Source organism: Janthinobacterium algoris (assembly GCF_051380935.1).
In the GTDB taxonomy this organism is placed as follows: Bacteria; Pseudomonadota; Gammaproteobacteria; order Burkholderiales; family Burkholderiaceae_D; genus Janthinobacterium.
Genome location: NZ_JBNYXZ010000007.1, coordinates 108,020 through 125,521 on the forward strand (window position 1 = coordinate 108,020; position 17,502 = coordinate 125,521).

Annotated in this window: 19 protein-coding genes; 11 read left to right on the forward strand and 8 right to left on the reverse strand. The window is 64.4% G+C overall.

The window, feature by feature from the left end:
• The 5 genes from ACQ4W7_RS12410 (at position 1) to ACQ4W7_RS12430 (ending at position 3,335) form a co-directional block, all read left to right on the forward strand.
• Entirely contained in the window at positions 1-678 is a 678-nt protein-coding gene (locus ACQ4W7_RS12410) for an amino acid ABC transporter permease (RefSeq protein WP_436530791.1), read from the forward strand.
• Positions 678-1,370 (forward strand): amino acid ABC transporter permease, encoded by a 693-nt coding sequence (locus ACQ4W7_RS12415; protein ID WP_436530793.1) that lies wholly within the window; start codon positions 678-680, stop codon positions 1,368-1,370. The genes ACQ4W7_RS12410 and ACQ4W7_RS12415 overlap by 1 nt, the downstream gene beginning before the upstream one ends.
• Positions 1,367-2,110 (forward strand): amino acid ABC transporter ATP-binding protein, encoded by a 744-nt coding sequence (locus ACQ4W7_RS12420; protein ID WP_436530795.1) that lies wholly within the window; start codon positions 1,367-1,369, stop codon positions 2,108-2,110. Before ACQ4W7_RS12415 ends, ACQ4W7_RS12420 begins: the two co-directional genes overlap by 4 nt.
• A 102-nt stretch (positions 2,111-2,212) precedes the next feature.
• Positions 2,213-2,779: a hypothetical protein gene (locus ACQ4W7_RS12425; protein WP_436530797.1), complete on the forward strand. Its 567-nt coding sequence runs from the start codon at positions 2,213-2,215 to the stop codon at positions 2,777-2,779.
• A gap of 196 nt (positions 2,780-2,975) precedes the next feature.
• Positions 2,976-3,335 carry a hypothetical protein gene (locus tag ACQ4W7_RS12430; protein WP_426072442.1) on the forward strand — a complete coding sequence of 120 codons (360 nt, stop codon included), beginning with the start codon at positions 2,976-2,978 and terminating at the stop codon, positions 3,333-3,335.
• 20 nt (positions 3,336-3,355) lie between these two features.
• Here ACQ4W7_RS12430 and ACQ4W7_RS12435 read toward each other — a convergent pair whose 3' ends face one another.
• Positions 3,356-4,222 (reverse strand): universal stress protein, encoded by an 867-nt coding sequence (locus ACQ4W7_RS12435; RefSeq protein ID WP_436530799.1) that lies wholly within the window; start codon positions 4,220-4,222, stop codon positions 3,356-3,358.
• Positions 4,223-4,391: 169 nt separating this feature from the next.
• Here ACQ4W7_RS12435 and phbB point away from each other — a divergent pair, with 169 nt between their 5' ends.
• The gene (phbB, locus tag ACQ4W7_RS12440) at positions 4,392-5,138 is read left to right on the forward strand and encodes an acetoacetyl-CoA reductase (RefSeq protein WP_426072440.1); all 747 of its coding nucleotides are present in this window, start codon (positions 4,392-4,394) and stop codon (positions 5,136-5,138) included.
• A gap of 158 nt (positions 5,139-5,296) precedes the next feature.
• Here the strand turns inward: phbB and ACQ4W7_RS12445 are convergent, their stop codons facing one another.
• The 6 genes from ACQ4W7_RS12445 to ACQ4W7_RS12470 form a co-directional block, all read right to left on the reverse strand.
• Positions 5,297-5,668 carry a TraR/DksA family transcriptional regulator gene (locus ACQ4W7_RS12445; RefSeq protein ID WP_426072439.1) on the reverse strand — a complete coding sequence of 124 codons (372 nt, stop codon included), beginning with the start codon at positions 5,666-5,668 and terminating at the stop codon, positions 5,297-5,299.
• A gap of 108 nt (positions 5,669-5,776) precedes the next feature.
• Entirely contained in the window at positions 5,777-6,196 is a 420-nt protein-coding gene (locus ACQ4W7_RS12450) for a VOC family protein (RefSeq protein WP_426072438.1), read from the reverse strand.
• Positions 6,197-6,279: 83 nt separating this feature from the next.
• Positions 6,280-6,750 carry a hypothetical protein gene (locus ACQ4W7_RS12455; protein WP_426072437.1) on the reverse strand — a complete coding sequence of 157 codons (471 nt, stop codon included), beginning with the start codon at positions 6,748-6,750 and terminating at the stop codon, positions 6,280-6,282.
• Positions 6,735-7,541: a hypothetical protein gene (locus ACQ4W7_RS12460; protein ID WP_436530802.1), complete on the reverse strand. Its 807-nt coding sequence runs from the start codon at positions 7,539-7,541 to the stop codon at positions 6,735-6,737. The genes ACQ4W7_RS12455 and ACQ4W7_RS12460 overlap by 16 nt, the downstream gene beginning before the upstream one ends.
• 88 nt (positions 7,542-7,629) lie before the next feature.
• Positions 7,630-8,448, reverse strand: coding sequence for a 2-oxo-tetronate isomerase (otnI, locus tag ACQ4W7_RS12465; RefSeq protein ID WP_436530804.1), 819 nt, complete (start codon positions 8,446-8,448; stop codon positions 7,630-7,632).
• A gap of 242 nt (positions 8,449-8,690) precedes the next feature.
• The gene (locus tag ACQ4W7_RS12470) at positions 8,691-10,061 is read right to left on the reverse strand and encodes a DEAD/DEAH box helicase (protein ID WP_426072434.1); all 1,371 of its coding nucleotides are present in this window, start codon (positions 10,059-10,061) and stop codon (positions 8,691-8,693) included.
• 269 nt (positions 10,062-10,330) lie between these two features.
• On the opposite strand from ACQ4W7_RS12470, the gene ACQ4W7_RS12475 reads away from it, so the two are divergent.
• From ACQ4W7_RS12475 to ACQ4W7_RS12485, 3 genes are all read left to right on the forward strand, one after another.
• Positions 10,331-10,708: a BlaI/MecI/CopY family transcriptional regulator gene (locus ACQ4W7_RS12475; RefSeq protein WP_426072433.1), complete on the forward strand. Its 378-nt coding sequence runs from the start codon at positions 10,331-10,333 to the stop codon at positions 10,706-10,708.
• A 3-nt stretch (positions 10,709-10,711) separates the two neighbouring features.
• On the forward strand, positions 10,712-12,211 hold the full coding sequence (locus tag ACQ4W7_RS12480; protein WP_436530806.1) for a M56 family metallopeptidase: 1,500 nt from the start codon (positions 10,712-10,714) through the stop codon (positions 12,209-12,211).
• A gap of 76 nt (positions 12,212-12,287) precedes the next feature.
• Positions 12,288-14,432, forward strand: a complete 2,145-nt coding sequence (locus ACQ4W7_RS12485) for a TonB-dependent receptor plug domain-containing protein (protein ID WP_436530808.1) — start codon at positions 12,288-12,290, stop codon at positions 14,430-14,432.
• 9 nt (positions 14,433-14,441) lie between these two features.
• On the opposite strand, the gene ACQ4W7_RS12490 is transcribed toward ACQ4W7_RS12485, so the two are convergent.
• A complete protein-coding gene (locus ACQ4W7_RS12490) occupies positions 14,442-14,696 on the reverse strand; it encodes a hypothetical protein (protein ID WP_436530810.1) in 255 nt (84 codons plus the stop codon).
• A 218-nt stretch (positions 14,697-14,914) separates the two neighbouring features.
• Here ACQ4W7_RS12490 and ACQ4W7_RS12495 point away from each other — a divergent pair, with 218 nt between their 5' ends.
• Both ACQ4W7_RS12495 and ACQ4W7_RS12500 read left to right on the forward strand, forming a co-directional pair.
• On the forward strand, positions 14,915-15,568 hold the full coding sequence (locus ACQ4W7_RS12495) for a hydrolase (RefSeq protein ID WP_436530812.1): 654 nt from the start codon (positions 14,915-14,917) through the stop codon (positions 15,566-15,568).
• 69 nt (positions 15,569-15,637) lie between these two features.
• Entirely contained in the window at positions 15,638-17,488 is a 1,851-nt protein-coding gene (locus ACQ4W7_RS12500) for an amidohydrolase (protein WP_436530814.1), read from the forward strand.
• Positions 17,489-17,502: the final 14 nt, after the last annotated feature.

Below are 17,502 nucleotides of genomic sequence, written 5' to 3' on the forward strand. Positions count from 1 at the left end.
ATGTTTGATCTGAACTTTTTGCTGTCCGGCGACTACCGCGACTGGCTGGTCTCCGGCTTGCTGCTGTCCTTGCAACTGATGGGCATCACCTTGCTGCTGGCCTTGCCGCTGGCGTGTGGCGTGGCCATGCTGCGCCTCGCCCCGTCGCGCCTGCTCAACGGGCTGGGCGCCGCGTACGTCGAGCTGATCCGCAACGTGCCCTTGCTGGCCCACTTCCTGTTCTGGTATTTCGGCGCGCCCGAATTGCTGCCCGACACGTGGAAGGAACGCTTGTATGCCGGCAATATCGAGGCCGTCAGCGCCATCACCGCCCTGACCTTGTACACGGCCGCCTACATGGCGGAAGATATCCGTAGCGGCATCCGCGCCATTCCTGTCCAGCAATTCGAGGCGGGACGGGCGCTGGGCTTCAGTTTTCTCGCCACCATGCGCCTGTGCATCGTGCCGCAGGCGCTGCGGCTGGCCGCGCCACCGTTGCTGTCGCAAACCCTGAACCTGTGGCAAAACACCAGTATCGCCACCGTCATTGGCGTGGCCGAGCTGATGTACCAGACGCAGCGCGTGGAAGCGGCTTCGTTCCGCAGCGTCGAGGCGTTCGTCTTTGCCGGCGTGGCCTACCTGGCCGTCTCCTTGCTGATCGCCAGCCTGGCGGCCTTGCTGCAAAGGAAGGTGTCCTGATGCTGGAACTCATCGACGATTACTGGCTGTATTTTCTCGTTGGCCGCTATCCCGAGGGACCGCTGGGCGGCCTGGCGCTGACGGTGCTGCTGGCCAGCCTGGCGCTGGTGCTCAGCCTGCCGTTCGGCTTGCTGCTGGGCCTGGCACGCCTGAGTCCCTGGCGCCTGCTGCGCTGGCCTGTGGCTGCGCTGATCCACGTGGTGCGGGGCATCCCCTTGCTGCTGGTCATCTTCTGGGCCTATTTCTTCCTGCCCAGCATCACGGGGCACGAAAGCGGGCAATTCGGCACCATGCTGGCCGCCCTCGTCATCTTCGACGGCATGTATTTGGCGGAAATTGTGCGCGCCGGCGTGCAAGCCGTGCCACGCGGACAGGTGGAGGCGGCCCGTTCGCTGGGCTTGAACTATCTGGACAGCATGCGTACGGTGGTGTTGCCGCAGGCAATGCGCCATATGCTGCCCTCGCTGGTGAACCAGTTCGTCTCGACCATCAAGGAAACCTCGCTGGGCACCATCATCGGCCTGGCCGAAGTGTCGTTCATCGCCTCGCAAGTCAATGGCCTGGTGCTGACCAAGCCCGTGCAAGTGTATTTCCTGCTGGGCATGACGTATTTTGTTTTGTGTTTCAGCCTGTCGCGCGCCGCCTTCTGGCTCGAGCGGCGCCAGGCACGACTCCTGAAAGCGGCTGCATGATTAGCTTTGACAACGTCAACAAATACTATGGCGACTATCACGCCTTGAGCGGCATCAATGAACACGTCGCCAAGGGCGAAGTACTGGTGGTGTGCGGGCCGTCAGGCTCCGGCAAGTCGACCCTGATCCGCGCCATCAATCGCCTGGAGGCGATCGCTTCGGGCCGCATCACGGTGGCGGGCCAGGATATCCATGCGCCGGGGCTGGATGTGAACGCCTTCCGCTCGCACATCGGTTTTGTGTTCCAGCAATTCAACCTGTTTCCACACTTGTCCGTGCTGGACAATTGCGCGCTGGCGCCGCAGCACTTGCGCGGTCTTACCCGGCGCGAAGCGGAAGAGCGGGCGCTGGCCTTGCTGGAGCGCGTGGGGCTGGCGCACAAGGCGCGCGCCATGCCGGCGGCACTCTCGGGTGGCCAGCAGCAGCGCGTGGCGATTGCCCGCGCGCTGGCCATGCAGCCGCCGCTGATGCTGTTTGATGAACCCACCAGCGCCTTGGACCCGGAAATGGTGGGCGAAGTGCTGCAAGTGATGCGCGATCTGGCGCAGGGCGGCATGACGATGGTGTGCGTCACGCACGAGATGGGTTTCGCGCGCGAAGTGGCGGACCGCGTCTGGTTCATGGACCACGGAGAAGTGCTGGAGCGGGCTGCGCCCGAGGATTTCTTTGCGCGGCCGCAACATGCGCGCGCACAACAATTTCTGTCCGATATACGCAGTCCGTTCGGTGTATCCGCATGAGTGAGCGGCTATGTGCGTAAGCGAACGGTATGCTGGCGCTGTCCGGCGCACGCTATCCTGGTGGCGCATGGTGCGCCCGCAGCCGACCAGGAGGGCAGTATCATGTCACGCATCATCGCAGGTCATTTTCAGTTGCAGGAACAGATCGACGCCGCGCGCGCCGCCCTGAACCAGGCGGGCTTTCCCGACAGCCGCATCAGCGCCTTCTTTGTCAACCAGCCGGGCCAGCATGATTTGCATGCGCTCGGTGGCGACCGCGACATGTCGCCCGGCGCCAAAGAGACGCCGGAAGGCGTGGTGGAAGGCGTGGCCGTGGGCGCTGTGGTAGGCGCCGGCATCGGCGCCGCCGCCACCCTGGCGACAGGGTCGCTGGGTCCGGTAGTGGGGGCGCTGGTGGGCGCCCACGTGGGCTCGCTCTACAGTTTCAACAAGATGAAGGAGGCGGGTGAAGCCGAAAAGCATGGTGAGAACAACGGCGAAAACCGCCGCCAGCCCCGGCATCCGGGCATGCTGATCGCCGTCGCGCTGGGCGGCCTCGACGAGCGCGAACGGGCGCTCGAGGCGCTGCACCGGCTCGGCGCCGAGCATATCGAGGAAGCGGAAGGCACGATTGCCAATGGCGACTGGCACGACTTCGATCCGCTCAGCATTCCCGTGCTGGTGGCGTGAATCGGCGCACCCGCCGTGCCATATGCATATATGCCGCGCCGCACGGAATTTAGGTATGATACTTGTCAGTATTCGTAATTATTGGTAAACAATGCCGACAGGGATAGTTTCCGTGCGCCCGAAGTGATACTGGACCAAGGTGACTGCCTGTAGTACTTGCCTCGCATGCTAACGAGTATGAATAGGAGGGCGCGTCATGACACAGGCATGGTTCATTCTGACACGGGCCGACGGGCGCGACATCTGCGCGCCCTCGCCGGCACAGCTGGCTGATGCGCTGGCCGAAGTCTATCGCGGCGGCGCCATCACGCCGGACGGCAGCCCGGCCGCTGTCCTGTTGCGCTTTGGCTACGACGATGGCTTGATGTATCAGGTCGAGGTCGCTAGCGGAGGCGAAGTCACTTTTGAAGAATGGTCGGACCGCGATTGCGAAATCGCGCTGGCCAGTCCGCGCCACATGTCGGCCCTGCCGCAGGGCGACGCGCTACAGCTGTGGCAGTGGCTGGCGCAGCGCCAGGTGGCCAAGATCCGCAGCCAGCCCTGGCAAGGGGCTTAGCCCGCTGCTTTCAACAGGCTCTAGTGCGCCATCAGCACGGGGATCGTCATGCGCTGCAAAATGGTGCGCGTGACGCCGCCCAGGATGGTTTCGCGCAGGCGCGAATGACCATACGCTCCCATCACCAGAAAGTCCGCCGACAGGTCCGCCGCCTGCGACAACAGCGCTTCGCCGATATCGCCGCGCCGTACGCCACCACCGTCGAGCAAATGCAGCCGCGCTTCCACGCCATGGCGCGCCAGGTAGTGCGTCAGCTCGGCGCCCGGCTGTTCGCCGTGTTCGGTGGCATGCACCTGGGCATCGAAGATGGCCACGTGGACTTGCGCGGCGCGCTGCAGCAGGGGCAGGGCGGCGGTCACGGCGCGGCTCGCTTCCTTGCTGGCATTCCAGGAAATGAGCACATTGCGCGCGGCCGCCGGCGGCGCCAGCAGGGGCAGTGGCGGCGCATACGGCACGATCAGCACGGGACGTCCCGAATGCAGCAGCACATAGGCGGGAAAGTCGCGCATCACGGACGGCGATTTATCCTTGGCATTGTATTGACTGATCACCACCAGGTCCGCATAGCGGGCCAGCAAGCTGATGCCGCCCGCCGCCTCGTCGTCGAGCACGCGCTGTTCGAACGAGGCGACGCCGGCCGCGCGCACCTGCGCCTCGAAACCGTCGAGTGCGCGCGTCGCCCGCTCTCTCAGGAAATTGAGGTGCAGACTCAGGTTGGGGTCGGCATCGAGGTCGGGCTGGTTCTGGTACAGCAGGCGTGACACGCCCGTCAGGGACACGCCCGTCAGGTGGCCACCGCAAGCCTGGGCGATGCTGGCGGCCGCTTCGATGCGGGCGGCGCGCCCGGCGCTGTCGTCAATGTGGAGCAATACGGTTTTATACGTCATGGCCTGGCCTCTCGCTGTGCACTAGCGGCCATTTTGGCACAGTCCGGGGTGTCGGCCGCGCACGACTGCATCAGGCTGAGCACTTGATCTGGCGCAAAGCTGGCGATAAAAACTGCTCCTACACTTGATCCCACGCAGAACAACCATAACAAGCGGGGGAGAGATAGCAATGAAGGAACAAAAGGTAGCGCTGGTCACGGGCGGCATGGGTGGCCTGGGCACGGCCTTGTGCCGGCGCCTGCATGCGGCGGGCTTTGCCGTCGTGGCGGCGCACACGCCTGGCAACGCGCGCGTGGAAAGCTGGCTCGACGAGCAGCAGGCGCAGCAGTATTATTTTCATCCGCTGGCCATCGACGTGGGCGATTTCGACGCCTGCAGCGTAGCCGTGGCACGCGTGCTTGGGCAGTTCGGCCGCATCGATGTGTTGGTCAATAACGCCGGTATCACGCGCGACCAGAGCATGCGCAAGATGGAATTGCCGCACTGGGCCGAGGTCATGCGCACCAATCTCGACAGCCTGTTCAACATGAGCAAGCAGGTGCTCGAACCGATGCTGGCCAACCGCTGGGGCCGCATCATCAACATCTCGTCCGTGAATGGCCAGAAGGGCGCGTTTGGCCAGTGCAACTACGCGGCCGCCAAGGCGGGCGTGCATGGCTTCAGCAAGGCGCTGGCACTGGAAGTGGCGCGCCACGGCATCACCGTCAACACCGTCTCGCCCGGTTACCTGCGCACGCAGATGGTGACAGCCGTGCCGGCCAATATCCTGGAAACGAAGATCCTGCCGCAGATTCCCCTGGGCCGCCTGGGCGAGCCGGACGAGGTGGCGGCCCTGGTGGCCTACCTGGCGTCCGACGAAGCGGCGTTCGTCACGGGCGCGAATATCGCCATCAATGGCGGGCAGCACATGAGTTAAGCAAGCGTAGAGCTTGCAGTAGGGCAATGGCAGTAGAGGAGACCCGTCCACCCAGCCGGCACACAGAGGCTGACGGGAAGACGAACAGCAGCATGGCAGCGCGGATGGAAAGCAGGGGGCGGGGCAGCGATGCCTTGCCCCCTTGCCGCAGCACCAGGTCAGCGCTGGTTTTTTTCCAGCCGCGTCTGGCAATCGATGCACAGGCGCGCCTCGGGGCGCGCATTCAGGCGAGACAGGCCGATGGCTTCGCCGCAGTTGTCGCACAGGCCATAGCTGCCATTGGCAGATTTGGCCAGCGCGTGCTTGATGATGGCCAGCTGCGCCAGGTTGTGCTCGGCCGCTTCGCTGACGAGGGCGTTCAAGGTGCGCACGCTGGCGTTGTCGGCAGGCGAGGCTTCTATTTCATTGAGCAGCGAGGCGCGCGCATCCGCCTCGGCAGCTTCGTTCTCGAGCTGTTCCAGCAACGCCAGCTTGCGTTGCTCCAGCACGCCCTGCAGGCGCTGCAACTGGTCTTGCGGCAATCCATTCATGGCTGTCCCCGATAGGAGTCTCTCCTACATGGTAGTCCAGGATTGGCCGCTCTGCTTGCGCTAATGCCCGCGCCGCGTTTGATGCGGCGCAGGCAGGCAAGGGCTGTTCTATGCTGGTTCTTTCAAGCAGTTGACCATCCAGGCCACGCCGAACTGGTCTTTCAGCATGCCGAAGCGTTTGGCCCAGAACGTTTCCTCCAATGGCATCTGGATGTTGCCGTCACGCGCGAGTGCGTCGAAAGCCCGTTCCGCTTCCTCCGGCGTGTCGAGGGTTAGGCAGACCGAGCAGCCACTCATGCCCTTGGCGCCATCCTCGGTGCAGCCGCCGTCCGAGCCCATCAGCATGGTGGCCCCCAGCTGCACGGAGCCATGCATGATCTTGTCGTACCAGTCTTCCTTGACTTGCTCCTGGCCTGGTGAGCCGCGATACGGCATCAGGCACAGGTCTGTGCCATGCAGGTGCTGGCGGTAGTATTCCAGCGCTTGCGCGCAGTTTCCATCGAATTGCAAATACGGTTCGATACGCATGTTGGTCTCCTCTGGCCATCGCTCCGCCGGCACGATTGCCATGCGGGGCTGTCCCAGTATAGGCGCTCGCTAGCCAATTTCAATCAGTCCGGCGCCATCTCTTGCAGCCGCTCACGCACCTTGCCCAGGGTGCCGAGGATGCGCTCGGGATTGCCTGCCAGGACGGCGCTGCCCAGGTGCAACAAGCTCGTTGCCAGGCTGATCCAGTGCCGCACGTCGTCGTTGCGGGCAATGCGCAGGCGCACCGTGTCAAGCAGGCCGCTGAGCTGGCGCTGCGCCGTTTCCAGGCCGTCCACCGTGTGCCCGGCCGCATCGGCATACAGCTGGTTGGCTTGCTGGCGCAAGGCCACTTCCAGGGCGAAGACGGCCTGTGCCTGGCTGTGGCTGATGCCGTTTGCTCCCTGGCTGGCGCGCTTGCGGATAGCGCGCATGACGGCGCCATGCAGGGTGACGGCCGCCTGCGACAAGCTGTCAGCCAGTTGTTCGACGCGCATGGCGCTGCTGAGCGCCGCTTCGCGGCGTTCGCTGCTGCTCCTGCCTACTGATCCGTCCATCTTGCCTCCGTGGTGGTGAGGGTGGCAGCGAGGTGGGTGTGTTCGCGCCCCAGTGCCGCCAGTTGCCGGCGCGTCAATGTATGGCGCAGACCAAGCAGGCGGTATTCCTCGGTTTTGCTTTGTTGCATGTTTTTCGCCAGCACGGCCAGCAGGCGCTGCTGCGGCGTGTCGGCATAGGCGATTTCCACGTCGAGCAAGCCGAGCACCATGTCGCGCTCGTTATCGCCGCTCTTGTCGTACAGCAGCAGCAAGCTGTCGAGCGCGGCCAGCAAGGCTTGCAGCGGCGCGTCGCCATCGTGCAGCACCTGGGCCAGGTGCGCCTGCTGGTTGGCCGCACCGCCCAGGCGCGCGAGTTGTTGCAGCAACAGGGTATAGGCGCTGACGTGGCGGTCGTCGATGCCGCTGCCTGGCCAGGCGCGGATGGCAGCGCCAGCGCTGGCCAGTTCGGGCTGCACCTCATACGCATCGGCTTGTGCCAGCCGGCCCAGCGCCTGCAGGTACAGGCGCACGGCCTGCGCCAGGCGCGCGACATCCGCTTGCGCGGCGTGGCGCTGCGCATCGAGCAGGCGTTCGCGCGCGTCTTCGGCGGGCGACAGATAGGGACGGGCGCGCTGGTAGCTGTCCACGTGGCGCTGCGACAGCTCGCTGAAGGCACTCAGGGCATCGGTGCCGGCGGCCAGGGCGCGCACTTGCGCCAGGTCGGTGCGCGCGGTGGTGCAGCCGCACAGCACCATCGTCAGGCACAGGTTCAGGCAAAGGGCGCGGCGATGGCGGGTAGGCAGGGCGGACACGTTACCTCTCGACAGGAAATGCTGTATGGAAAGGTATTGTGGTGCCGGCCTGCGCCGCCCGCCTTGTGCGGGCGCAAGCGCGCTGCGATCAGGCGCCGATAGTGGCCGCTGTGCCCGCTGCGCCCGCTGCGGCTGTCAATTGCTCGCGCCAGCCCAGTCCCGCCACGGTGTCGCTGACGGGACGGTACTCGCAGCCGACCCAGCCTGCATAGCCGACTTGCTCCAGCAGTCTGAATATGTGGCGGTAATTGATCTCGCCCGTGCCCGGTTCGTGGCGGCCCGGCGTGTCGGCGATCTGGATGTGGCGGATCAGGGGCAGCAGGGCGCGGATGGTGTTGCTCAGTTCGCCCTCCATGCGTTGCATGTGATAAATGTCGTATTGCAGGAAGATATTGCTGCGCTGGCAGTCGGCGATGATGTCGGCCGCCTGCCTGCTATGGTGCAGAAAGTAAGCGGGCATGTCGTAGTGGTTGATCGGCTCGATCAACACATTGATGCCATGCGGACGGCAGGCGTCTGCCGCAAACTGCAGATTGCCGATCAAGCTTTGCCGCGCCCGCTCCAGGCTCATGCCGGGCGGCACGATGCCGGCCATGCAGTGCAGCTGTTTCGCGCCGAGCGCCAGCGCGTAGTTGAGCGCCAGTTGCACGTTGCTGCGAAATTCCTCGCTCCGGCGCGGATCGCAGGCGATGCCCCGTTCGCCGTGTTCCCAGTCGCCGGGCGGGAAGTTGAACACGGCCAGCTGCAAATGGTGGCGTTCCAGCCGCATGGCGATTTGCCGCGCTTCGACGGCATAGGGAAACAGGAATTCGACGGCATCGAAGCCCGCCTCCCTGGCGGCGGCAAAGCGGTCCAGAAAGGGCAGTTCGGTAAACATCATGCTGAGGTTGGCAGCGAAGTTCGGCATGGCAGCACGCAAGTGAGGACGATGGATACTATCCTAGCCCAAATCGGCCATTGGTGGCGTGCATAAAAAAACCGTTCCAGAAGCAAGTTCTGGAACGGTTTTTGTCGTCTTTTTATAAAGACAAACGTCGCCTGAAAGCGTAGCGAGCGGGAGTGATATTGCGTCGAGTAGCGCAGCCGTACAGGAGTACGGCGAGCAACCCAAACGCAAAGCGCCCCGCGCAGTAGCTTTCAGGCCGCGTTTTAACGGCCGCGGCCGCCGGAACGGTGATTGGCTGCCGAACGCGGCGCATTGCCCGAACGGTTGCCGCCGCCACCGCCGCCCGCTGGACCGGCGCTGCGTGGCTTGGCGCCGCTGCCGCCGGTTTTCACGCGCACCACGGCGCCGGCTGGCGCGCGGCTGTTGTTGCGGTGACCGCCGGTGCCGCTGCGCAATTGCACAGGCTGGGCGCGGGCGTTCAAGTCTGGCTCGAAGCCTTCGATGACTTCGCGCGGCAGAGTTTGCTTGATCAGCTTTTCGATGTCTTTCAACATTTCGTGCTCATCCACGCAGACCAGCGATACGGCTTCGCCCTTGGCGCCGGCACGGCCCGTGCGGCCGATACGGTGCACATAGTCTTCCGGAATGTTCGGCAAGTCGTAGTTGACGACGTGCGGCAACTGGTCGATATCGATACCGCGCGCGGCGATGTCGGTGGCGACCAGCACTTGCAGCGTGCCATCCTTGAACTCGGACAGCGCGCGCGTGCGCGCCGACTGGCTCTTGTTGCCGTGGATGGCCAGGGCGCCGATGCCGTCCGCGCCCAGCTGCTCGACCAGTTTATTGGCGCCGTGCTTGGTGCGTGTAAACACCAGTACTTGCGTCCAGTTATTCGACTTGATCAGGTAAGACAGCATCGGGTGCTTCTTGTCGCGGTCGACCGGATGGATTTTTTGCTGGATGACTTCCACGGTCGAATTGCGGCGCGCCACTTCGATCATGGCCGGCTTGTTCAGCAAGCCGTCGGCCAGGGCCTTGATCTCTTCCGAGAACGTGGCCGAGAACAGCAGGTTCTGGCGTTTCGGCGGCAGCACGGCCAGCACTTTCTTGATGTCGCGGATGAAACCCATGTCGAGCATGCGGTCGGCTTCGTCGAGGATCAGGATTTCCACTTTCGACAAATCAACGGTGCCCTGGCCCATGTGGTCCAGCAAACGGCCCGGTGTGGCGACGAGCACGTCGACGCCGTGCTTCAGCTGCTTGATTTGCGGGTTGATGCCGACGCCGCCGAAGATCACGGTGGAGTTCAGCTTGGTGTACTTGCCATAAGTGCGCACGCTTTCCTCGACCTGCGCGGCGAGTTCGCGCGTCGGTGCCAGGATCAGGGCGCGGATCGGGCGCGTGGAAGTGTTGCTGGTGATGGCTGCGCCATTCGCGTCAGTCGACAGGCGGTGCAGCAAGGGCAGGGTGAAACCGGCCGTCTTGCCGGTGCCGGTTTGTGCGCCGGCCAGCAAGTCGCCGCCAGCCAGCACGGCGGGAATCGCCTGCGTCTGGATCGGGGTCGGCACGGTGTAGCCGTGTTCGGTAACGGCACGTACGATAGCGTCGGACAATCCGAGGGAGGAAAAGGACATGGTAACTTTATTGTGAGATCGGCCTGTCGCCATCGGGGGGCGCCAGTCGCAGGCAATCAGATTAGGGGTCGAAAGACAGCGGCAAGGGGACTGGTCATATGTGCCGCACACGCGAAGTATAACAGCATGTCAAAAAAGCGTTCCAATTGTTTCAAGTTTGTAAGACCGGGAGCGTGGCAGGCTGATCATGTGACGTATGTCGCAAATTCTGCTTGCAACGATGTGACAGTTGTCGCACAATTGGTGCATTCGTCACATGAGGGGATTCCATGGCCACGCCATCCGTTACCGAATTATCGTTATTGAAAGCCCTGTGGAAAGAGCCGCCCCTGTCCGCGCGCGAACTGCATGCCAGGGTAGAAGATGAGCTGGGCTGGTCTTTTTCCTCCACGCGCAAGACGGTCGAACGCATGCTGGACAAGGGCATGCTGGCGCAGCGCAGCGTGCACGGCGTGCTCGTGTATGAAGCGAGCGTCGATAAAGTGGCGACCCTGGCAGCGTTTGCCCACGATTTCGGCCGCCGTGTGATGGAAATCGACAGCCCCCTGCCAGTCAGTATGTTCAGCGGCAGCAAATTGGTGGACCGTGAGGAACTGGCCGAACTGGAGCAACTGCTGCACGACTGGCCGCTTGAGCCGAAGGAGTAAGCGATGAGCGCCTTGAACCTGTTGCAGGCCAGCGCCGCCTGCCTGCTGAGCGGACTGTTGTTGCAGGGAATGATGTTTCTCGCGCAACGGCGCTGGCCCGCGCTGCGCGCCCAGCGCAGCGTATGGCTGGGTGCGCAACTGGTGCTGGCGAGCGTGTTTGCGCTGAGCTTGCTGCCCGACAGCCGGCACGTCAGCGTGGTGCCTGCCGTCAACCTGCCCGCCGCCATCGCCACGCCGGCCCCGGTGACGCAATTGTTTGCTGTGGCGAAGGCTGCGCCAGCCATGGCCGTTGGCGCGCCCCAGGCCGATGCCCCGGCCGCCACGGCTTGGCTGAGTTGGCTTGCACCGGGCTGGCTGGGCATTTATCTGCTGGGTATCGCCTGCGTGGCGTGGCGCTACTGGCGCGGTCGCGCCACCTTGCGGGCCCTGCTCAAGGCGGCACAGCCCTTGGATGCGGCGGCGCTGGCCATGCATGCCGCTTTTTCACCTGCGCAATTGCAGCAATTGCAAACGCAGGGCATGGGCGTACTGGAAATCGACGCGCCTGTCTCGGCCATGCTTGTCGGCGTCTGGCGTCCCCGTTTGCTGTTGCCTGCGCATTTGCGGCAATTCACGCCGGAGCAGCAGCAACTGGTGATTGAGCATGAATTGACGCATGCGCGCCGCCGTGATCCGCTCGTCCAGTGGCTGGCGGCGTTGGCCTACCTGCTGCTGTGGTTCAACCCGGCAATGCGCTGGCTGGGCGGGCAACTGGCTTGGGCGCAGGAGCTTGCTTGTGACCGCCACGTGCTGGCCGGCCGTCCCCAACAGCAGCGTCAGCAGTATGCGGCCGCCCTGGTGCGCCAACTGAGCCTGCAAACCCGCTTTCCCGCTGGCCTGGCGTTCGGCGGCAAGCCGGGCGGCATGCTCGAGCGTGTTGCCCGCATGCGCGATGTGCAGACGGGCGCCATGCACTGGTCCGTCAAGGCTGGCTTGGCGCTGACGCTGTGCACGCTGGGCGCGGCCAGCGTGGTCTTGCAGCCGGCCCTGGCCTGGACGGCAGGCGAATCTGCGCTTCTGGCCAAGGCGACAGACTGGCGTCATCCCCTGGCCAGCATGCGCGTGACGGGTTTCTTTGGCGTGGTGCGCCCCGCCACGCCCAAGGGTTTGCGCGGACTGGACCTGGCCGCCAGCCGGGGCACGCCTGTGTTTGCCGTGGCGGACGGTATGGCGACGGTCAAGCACGACGAGTGGCTGGGCAAGTTCGTGCGTATCAACCATGGCGGCGGCATCGAGTCGCTGTACGCCCACCTCGACAGCGTTGCGCTGGTCGATGGCGCCGTGGTCAAAGCCGGGCAAACCCTCGGCACGGCCGGCGCCACGGGCCGGGCGACGGGGCCGCACCTGCACTTTCAGGTGCGCCAGGATGGCCGCGTGCAAGATCCGCAAACGCGGCTCGCGGGCCTCGACGCCAACGCGAGCGAACACGCGCTGCGCATGCGCAAGGAGCAGTTCGGACGCTGACGCCTGCCATCAGTGCCGCAGGTCGGGCGGGTGCGGCGCATCCCCCGGCCACCATTCACCCTTTTCGGGATATTCCATGCGATTGAGTCTATTTTTGTGCAGCCTTGCGCTGCCGTTGACGGCGCACGTCAGTGCCGACGATGCCATCCCCGACAGCACGCTTCCTTCCGTCACCGTCAGCGCGGGCAAGGCGGACCAGCGCCGCAACGATACCGTGTCGAGCATCGTCGTCGGCCATGCGGAATTGATACGCCAGGGCGACCGCAGCTTGTCCGACGCCCTGAAGCGCCTGCCCGGCATTTCCATCGGCGGCGCGCCCGGCGCGGGGCAGGGCGGGCAAATCCAGATGCGCGGGCTGGGCCAGGGTTATACCTTGATCATGCTCAATGGCGTGCCTGTGCCGCCCGGCTTTTCGCTCGACTCTCTGGATCCGGAACTGGTCGAGCGCGTGGAAATCATGCGCGCCGCCACGGCGGAGTTTTCCGCGCAGGCGATTGCCGGTTCCATCAACATCGTGCTGAAAAAGTCGGGCGGGCGGAGCGAACGCACGTTCAAGCTGGGGGCGTCCGGCAGCCATGGCATGCCCGCCGGCAGCGCCACCGTGCAATGGTCGGACAAGGATGGCCGAATGTCGTATGCGCTGGCCGGCACGCTCAGTCACACGGGCCGCGAGGCACTGCTCGACGAGTGGAGCCGCGAATTTGATGGCGGCGGCACTCCCACGGTGGTGCGCCATACACCGCTCACCGAACGCGTGAAGAGCGACGGCATTGAGCTGGCACCCCGTTTGCAATGGGCGCTGGAGGGCGAGGACAGCCTGGCCTGGCAAAGCCTGGTCAATCTGCGCCGCCTGGCCAGCCGCCGCCATGCACTGGAAACGACTTACCTGGGCGCCAATACGGCGTATCCCGAAAATCAGGCGAATTTCAAGCAGGACAGCAGCACCGTGCGCAGCGATCTGCACTGGCTGCGCAAGTTCGCGCAAGGCGCCAGTCTCGACGTGAAGCTGGGTGTCAGTTACAACCACCGCGTCAATGATTATCGGTTCCTGGGCAGCGGCGCGGCCCCAGGGCAGGGCACGACGCGCCTGGTCGATTCGGGCGTGGACGAGGTGGACGTGCATGCGAGTGGCACCTACCGCCGCGCGCTGGGGCAGCACCACGTTCTGGCGGCGGGATGGGATGCCGGGCACCGGCGGCGCGCGGATTTCCGCCGCGAACGCCAGCTGGAGCCGGGCGGCCCGCCCGTCCTTGCAGACGAGGACTATGCGGCCACGCTGCGGCGCCTGGCGCTCTTCGCGCAGGATGAGTGGCAGCTGTCGGCGCGCTGGTCGCTGTACCTGGGCTTGCGCTGGGAAGTCTTGCGCACGGCCAGCGCCCCCGCCGACGTGCGCTCGCAAGTGTGGAGTCCGCTGCTGCAAAGCCTGTGGAAGCTGGGCCCCAGCGACCAGTTGCGCCTGGCTCTCACGCGCACCTACAAGGCGCCGCAGATTTTCGAGCTGATCCCGCGCCCGTACACGGTCGATAACGGCAACAGCCCCACGAATCCCGACAACCAGGGCAACCCGGCGCTGCGTCCGGAACTGGCGTGGGGCTTGGATGCGGCCTATGAATATTACCTGGGAGGCGGGGGAGATGGCGCCATGCTGGGTGCCAGCGCCTCGCTGCGGCGCATCAGCGACGTGATGCTGGACCGGCTGTACCAGGAGAACGGGCGCTGGGTGTCCACCCCCGTCAACAAGGGCAAGGCGGAGGTGCGTGGCATCGCGCTGGAAGCGAAACTGCCGTTGAAAGTGCTGTTGGCGGGCGCTCCCGCGTTGGATCTGCGCGCCAATGTGGCGCGCAACTGGTCGAGGGTCGATGCCGTCGCCGGCCCCGATAACCGGCTCGACAGCCAGCTGCCGTGGAGTGCCAACCTGGGGGCGGACTACCAGCTGGCCAGCTTGCCCTTGAGTGTAGGCGCTAACATGAACTACCAGGCGGGCGGGCGTTCACGCGAGTCCAGCCAACTGCTGGCCTACCAGGGCGCCAGGCGCGAGCTCGATGTGCACGCATTGTGGAAACTCGGTGACAAGCTGCGCGTGCGCGTGTCGGGCGCCAACCTGCTGGCCCAGGCCATCCGCACGCGCAGCCTGTATGCGGATGGTGCGGGCAGCCTGCTGCGCACGGTCGATACGGGCAGCTACCGCACGCTGCGCGTCATGCTTGAAGGCCCCTTGTAGGCTTTGTAGCTAGTCGTCGATCTCCCCGACGGCGTAGTCCACGCCCTGCGCATCGAGGTAGGCGCGCACGGTGGCCAGGCCGTGCCAGGGATCCGGGCGCAGGTACTGACATATATACAGGCCGGCGTCCGTCAGCCTGGCGTCGGTGTCGGGCATGGCGGCGCCGGCCGGGCGCGGCGCCGGCGCCGCCAACTCTGGCAGCTGCGCGAGGTGCTGGCGCTGTTCCTGCGTCAGGCTGGCCGTGATCCTGAATTCAAATCCCATGTTTTCTCCTTGATGAGCGGGGTGCTGTAGCGGCTATTCTGTATCATCGAAAAAATCGCATATAGCTTGGCATTCTTTCCGTTTTTGTTTTCAAAGTATCTCGTTCATACTGCATAGCACTGGCCCGGAATACACAGTGTGACGCAAGGGCAGGAGCAGAAACACCGTATAACGACATCCTTTTTTCATATTCAATTATTTTCACTAAGGAAAACATCATGCCTATCGCTACCGCCCAAGCCGCACAAAAACTGCTGACCCCGAACGATCATACCCTGATCATGATCGACCACCAGTCGCAGATGGCGTTCGCCACCCGCTCCATCGACCTGGCCCTGCTGCGCAACAACGCGGCCCTGGTGGCCAAGGCGGCGTTTGAATTCAAGGTGCCGACGATCCTGACGACGGTGGCAGCGGAATCGTTCTCCGGCCCCATCTTCGATGAAATCCAGTCCGTCTTCCCCGAGCAGGCGCCGGTCGACCGCACCACGATGAACACTTGGGAAGATGCGCGCATCGCCGACAAGGTGAATGGCTACGGCAAGGGCAAGATCGTGCTGGCCGGTCTGTGGACGTCCGTCTGCATCGTCGGCCCCGCGCTGTCGGCGCTGGAGCAGGGTTTTGAAGTGTATGTGATCGCCGACGCCAGCGGCGACGTCTCCGACGAAGCGCATGCGATGGCGATGCAACGCATGCTGCAGGCGGGGGCGCAGCCGATGACGTCCGTGCAATACTTGCTGGAACTGCAGCGCGACTGGGCCCGTGGCGAGACCTACAATGAAACGGTGGCGACGGCCGTGGCGCACGGCGGCGGCTATGGCCTGGGTCTGATCTACGCCAAATCCATGTTCAATGCTAGCGAAGGCCATTGATTTTTCACTGATGCCCAGGCCCCGCCGCCCGCCGGCAGGGCCGTTTTTTCACCTGATTCGGGAGTTCCCATGCACGCAAACACGATCTTGTTGAATGGCCGTTTCCACACGGTCGACAGGACGCAGCCGCTGGCGTCCGCCGTTGCCATCGCCGATGGAAAATTCCTCGCCGTGGGCGACGTTGACGACGTGATGCGTCATCGCGGCCCCGCCACGCAGATAATCGATCTCGATGGCCGCACGGTGATTCCCGGCCTGAATGACTCGCATCTGCACCTGATCCGCGGCGGCTTGAACTACAACCTGGAATTGCGCTGGGAAGGCGTGCCCTCGCTGGCCGACGCCTTGCGCATGCTCAAGGAGCAAGCCTTGCGCACGCCGAATCCGCAATGGGTGCGCGTGGTGGGCGGCTGGACGGAATTTCAGTTCGCGGAAAAACGCATGCCGACGCTGGATGAAATCAACGCGGCCGCGCCGGACACGCCCGTCTTCATCCTGCACCTGTACGACCGCGCCTTGCTGAACCGCGCCGCCCTGCGCGCCGTCGGCTACGATAAAAATACGCCAAACCCGCCGGGCGGCGAAATCGTGCGCGACGCGGCGGGCAACCCGACCGGCCTGCTGATCGCCCGGCCGAACGCCATGATCTTGTATGCGACCCTGGCCAGAGGCCCGAAGCTGCCGCTGGAATTGCAGGTTAATTCCACGCGCCAGTTCATGCGCGAATTGAACCGCCTTGGCATCACCAGCGCCATCGACGCGGGCGGCGGCTTCCAGAATTATCCCGAGGATTACGCCGTCGTCGACGAACTGGCGCAAAAAGAGCAGTTGACCATCCGCATCGCCTACAACCTGTTCACGCAAAACAAGGGCGCGGAATTGCAGGACTTCCAGAAGTGGACGGGCATGGTGAAACCGGGCGACGGCACGGATTTCTATCGCCATAACGGCGCCGGCGAAATGCTGGTCTTTTCCGCCGCCGACTTCGAGGATTTCCTCGAGCCGCGCCCGGAGCTGGCGGCCGGCATGGAAGATGAACTGGAAAAAGTCGTGCGCCATCTGGTCGAACAGCGCTGGCCCTTCCGGCTGCACGCCACCTATGACGAATCGATCAGCCGCATGCTCGACGTGTTTGAAAAGGTCAACCGCGACACGCCGTTCGGCGGCTTGCACTGGCTGTTCGACCATGCGGAAACCATCAGCCCTAAAAATATCGACCGCGTCAAGGCGCTGGGCGGCGGCCTGGCCATCCAGCACCGCATGGCTTTCCAGGGCGAGTATTTTGTCGAGCGCTATGGCGCCGACGCAGCCAAGGCCATGCCGCCCGTGCAGCGCATGCTGGACGCGGGCGTGCCCGTGGGCGGCGGCACGGATGCCACGCGGGTGGCCAGCTACAACCCGTGGACGGCGCTGTACTGGCTGGTCTCCGGGCGCACCGTGGGCGGCCTGGCCCTGACGGATGCGGCGGGCAGATTGTCGCGCGACACGGCGCTGGAACTGTGGACGGCGGGCAGCGCCTGGTTTTCCAGTGAGCAAGGCAAGAAGGGCCGCATCCGTGCAGGCATGCTGGCCGACCTGAGTGTACTGTCGGCCGATTATTTTACGCTGCCGGAAGAAGCGATCAAGTCCATCGAATCCGTGCTGACCATGGTGGGTGGGAAAATCGTATACGGCCAGGCGGAATTTGCGACCCTGGCGCCGCCTTTGATTCCCGTGCTGCCCGAGTGGTCGCCCGTGCGCACGGTGCCCGGTCATTACCGTCCCGTGGTTGCGCAAACGCAAGCCTTGCTGCCGCACCAGTGCGCGGGCGCCTGCGGCGTGCATGCGCATGCCCACGACCGGGCGCGCAAGTCGGCCGTGCCGATCAGCGATTTTTCCGGTTTCTGGGGCACGCTGGGCTGCAGCTGCTTCGCTTTCTAGCAAGCGGCCGGGCC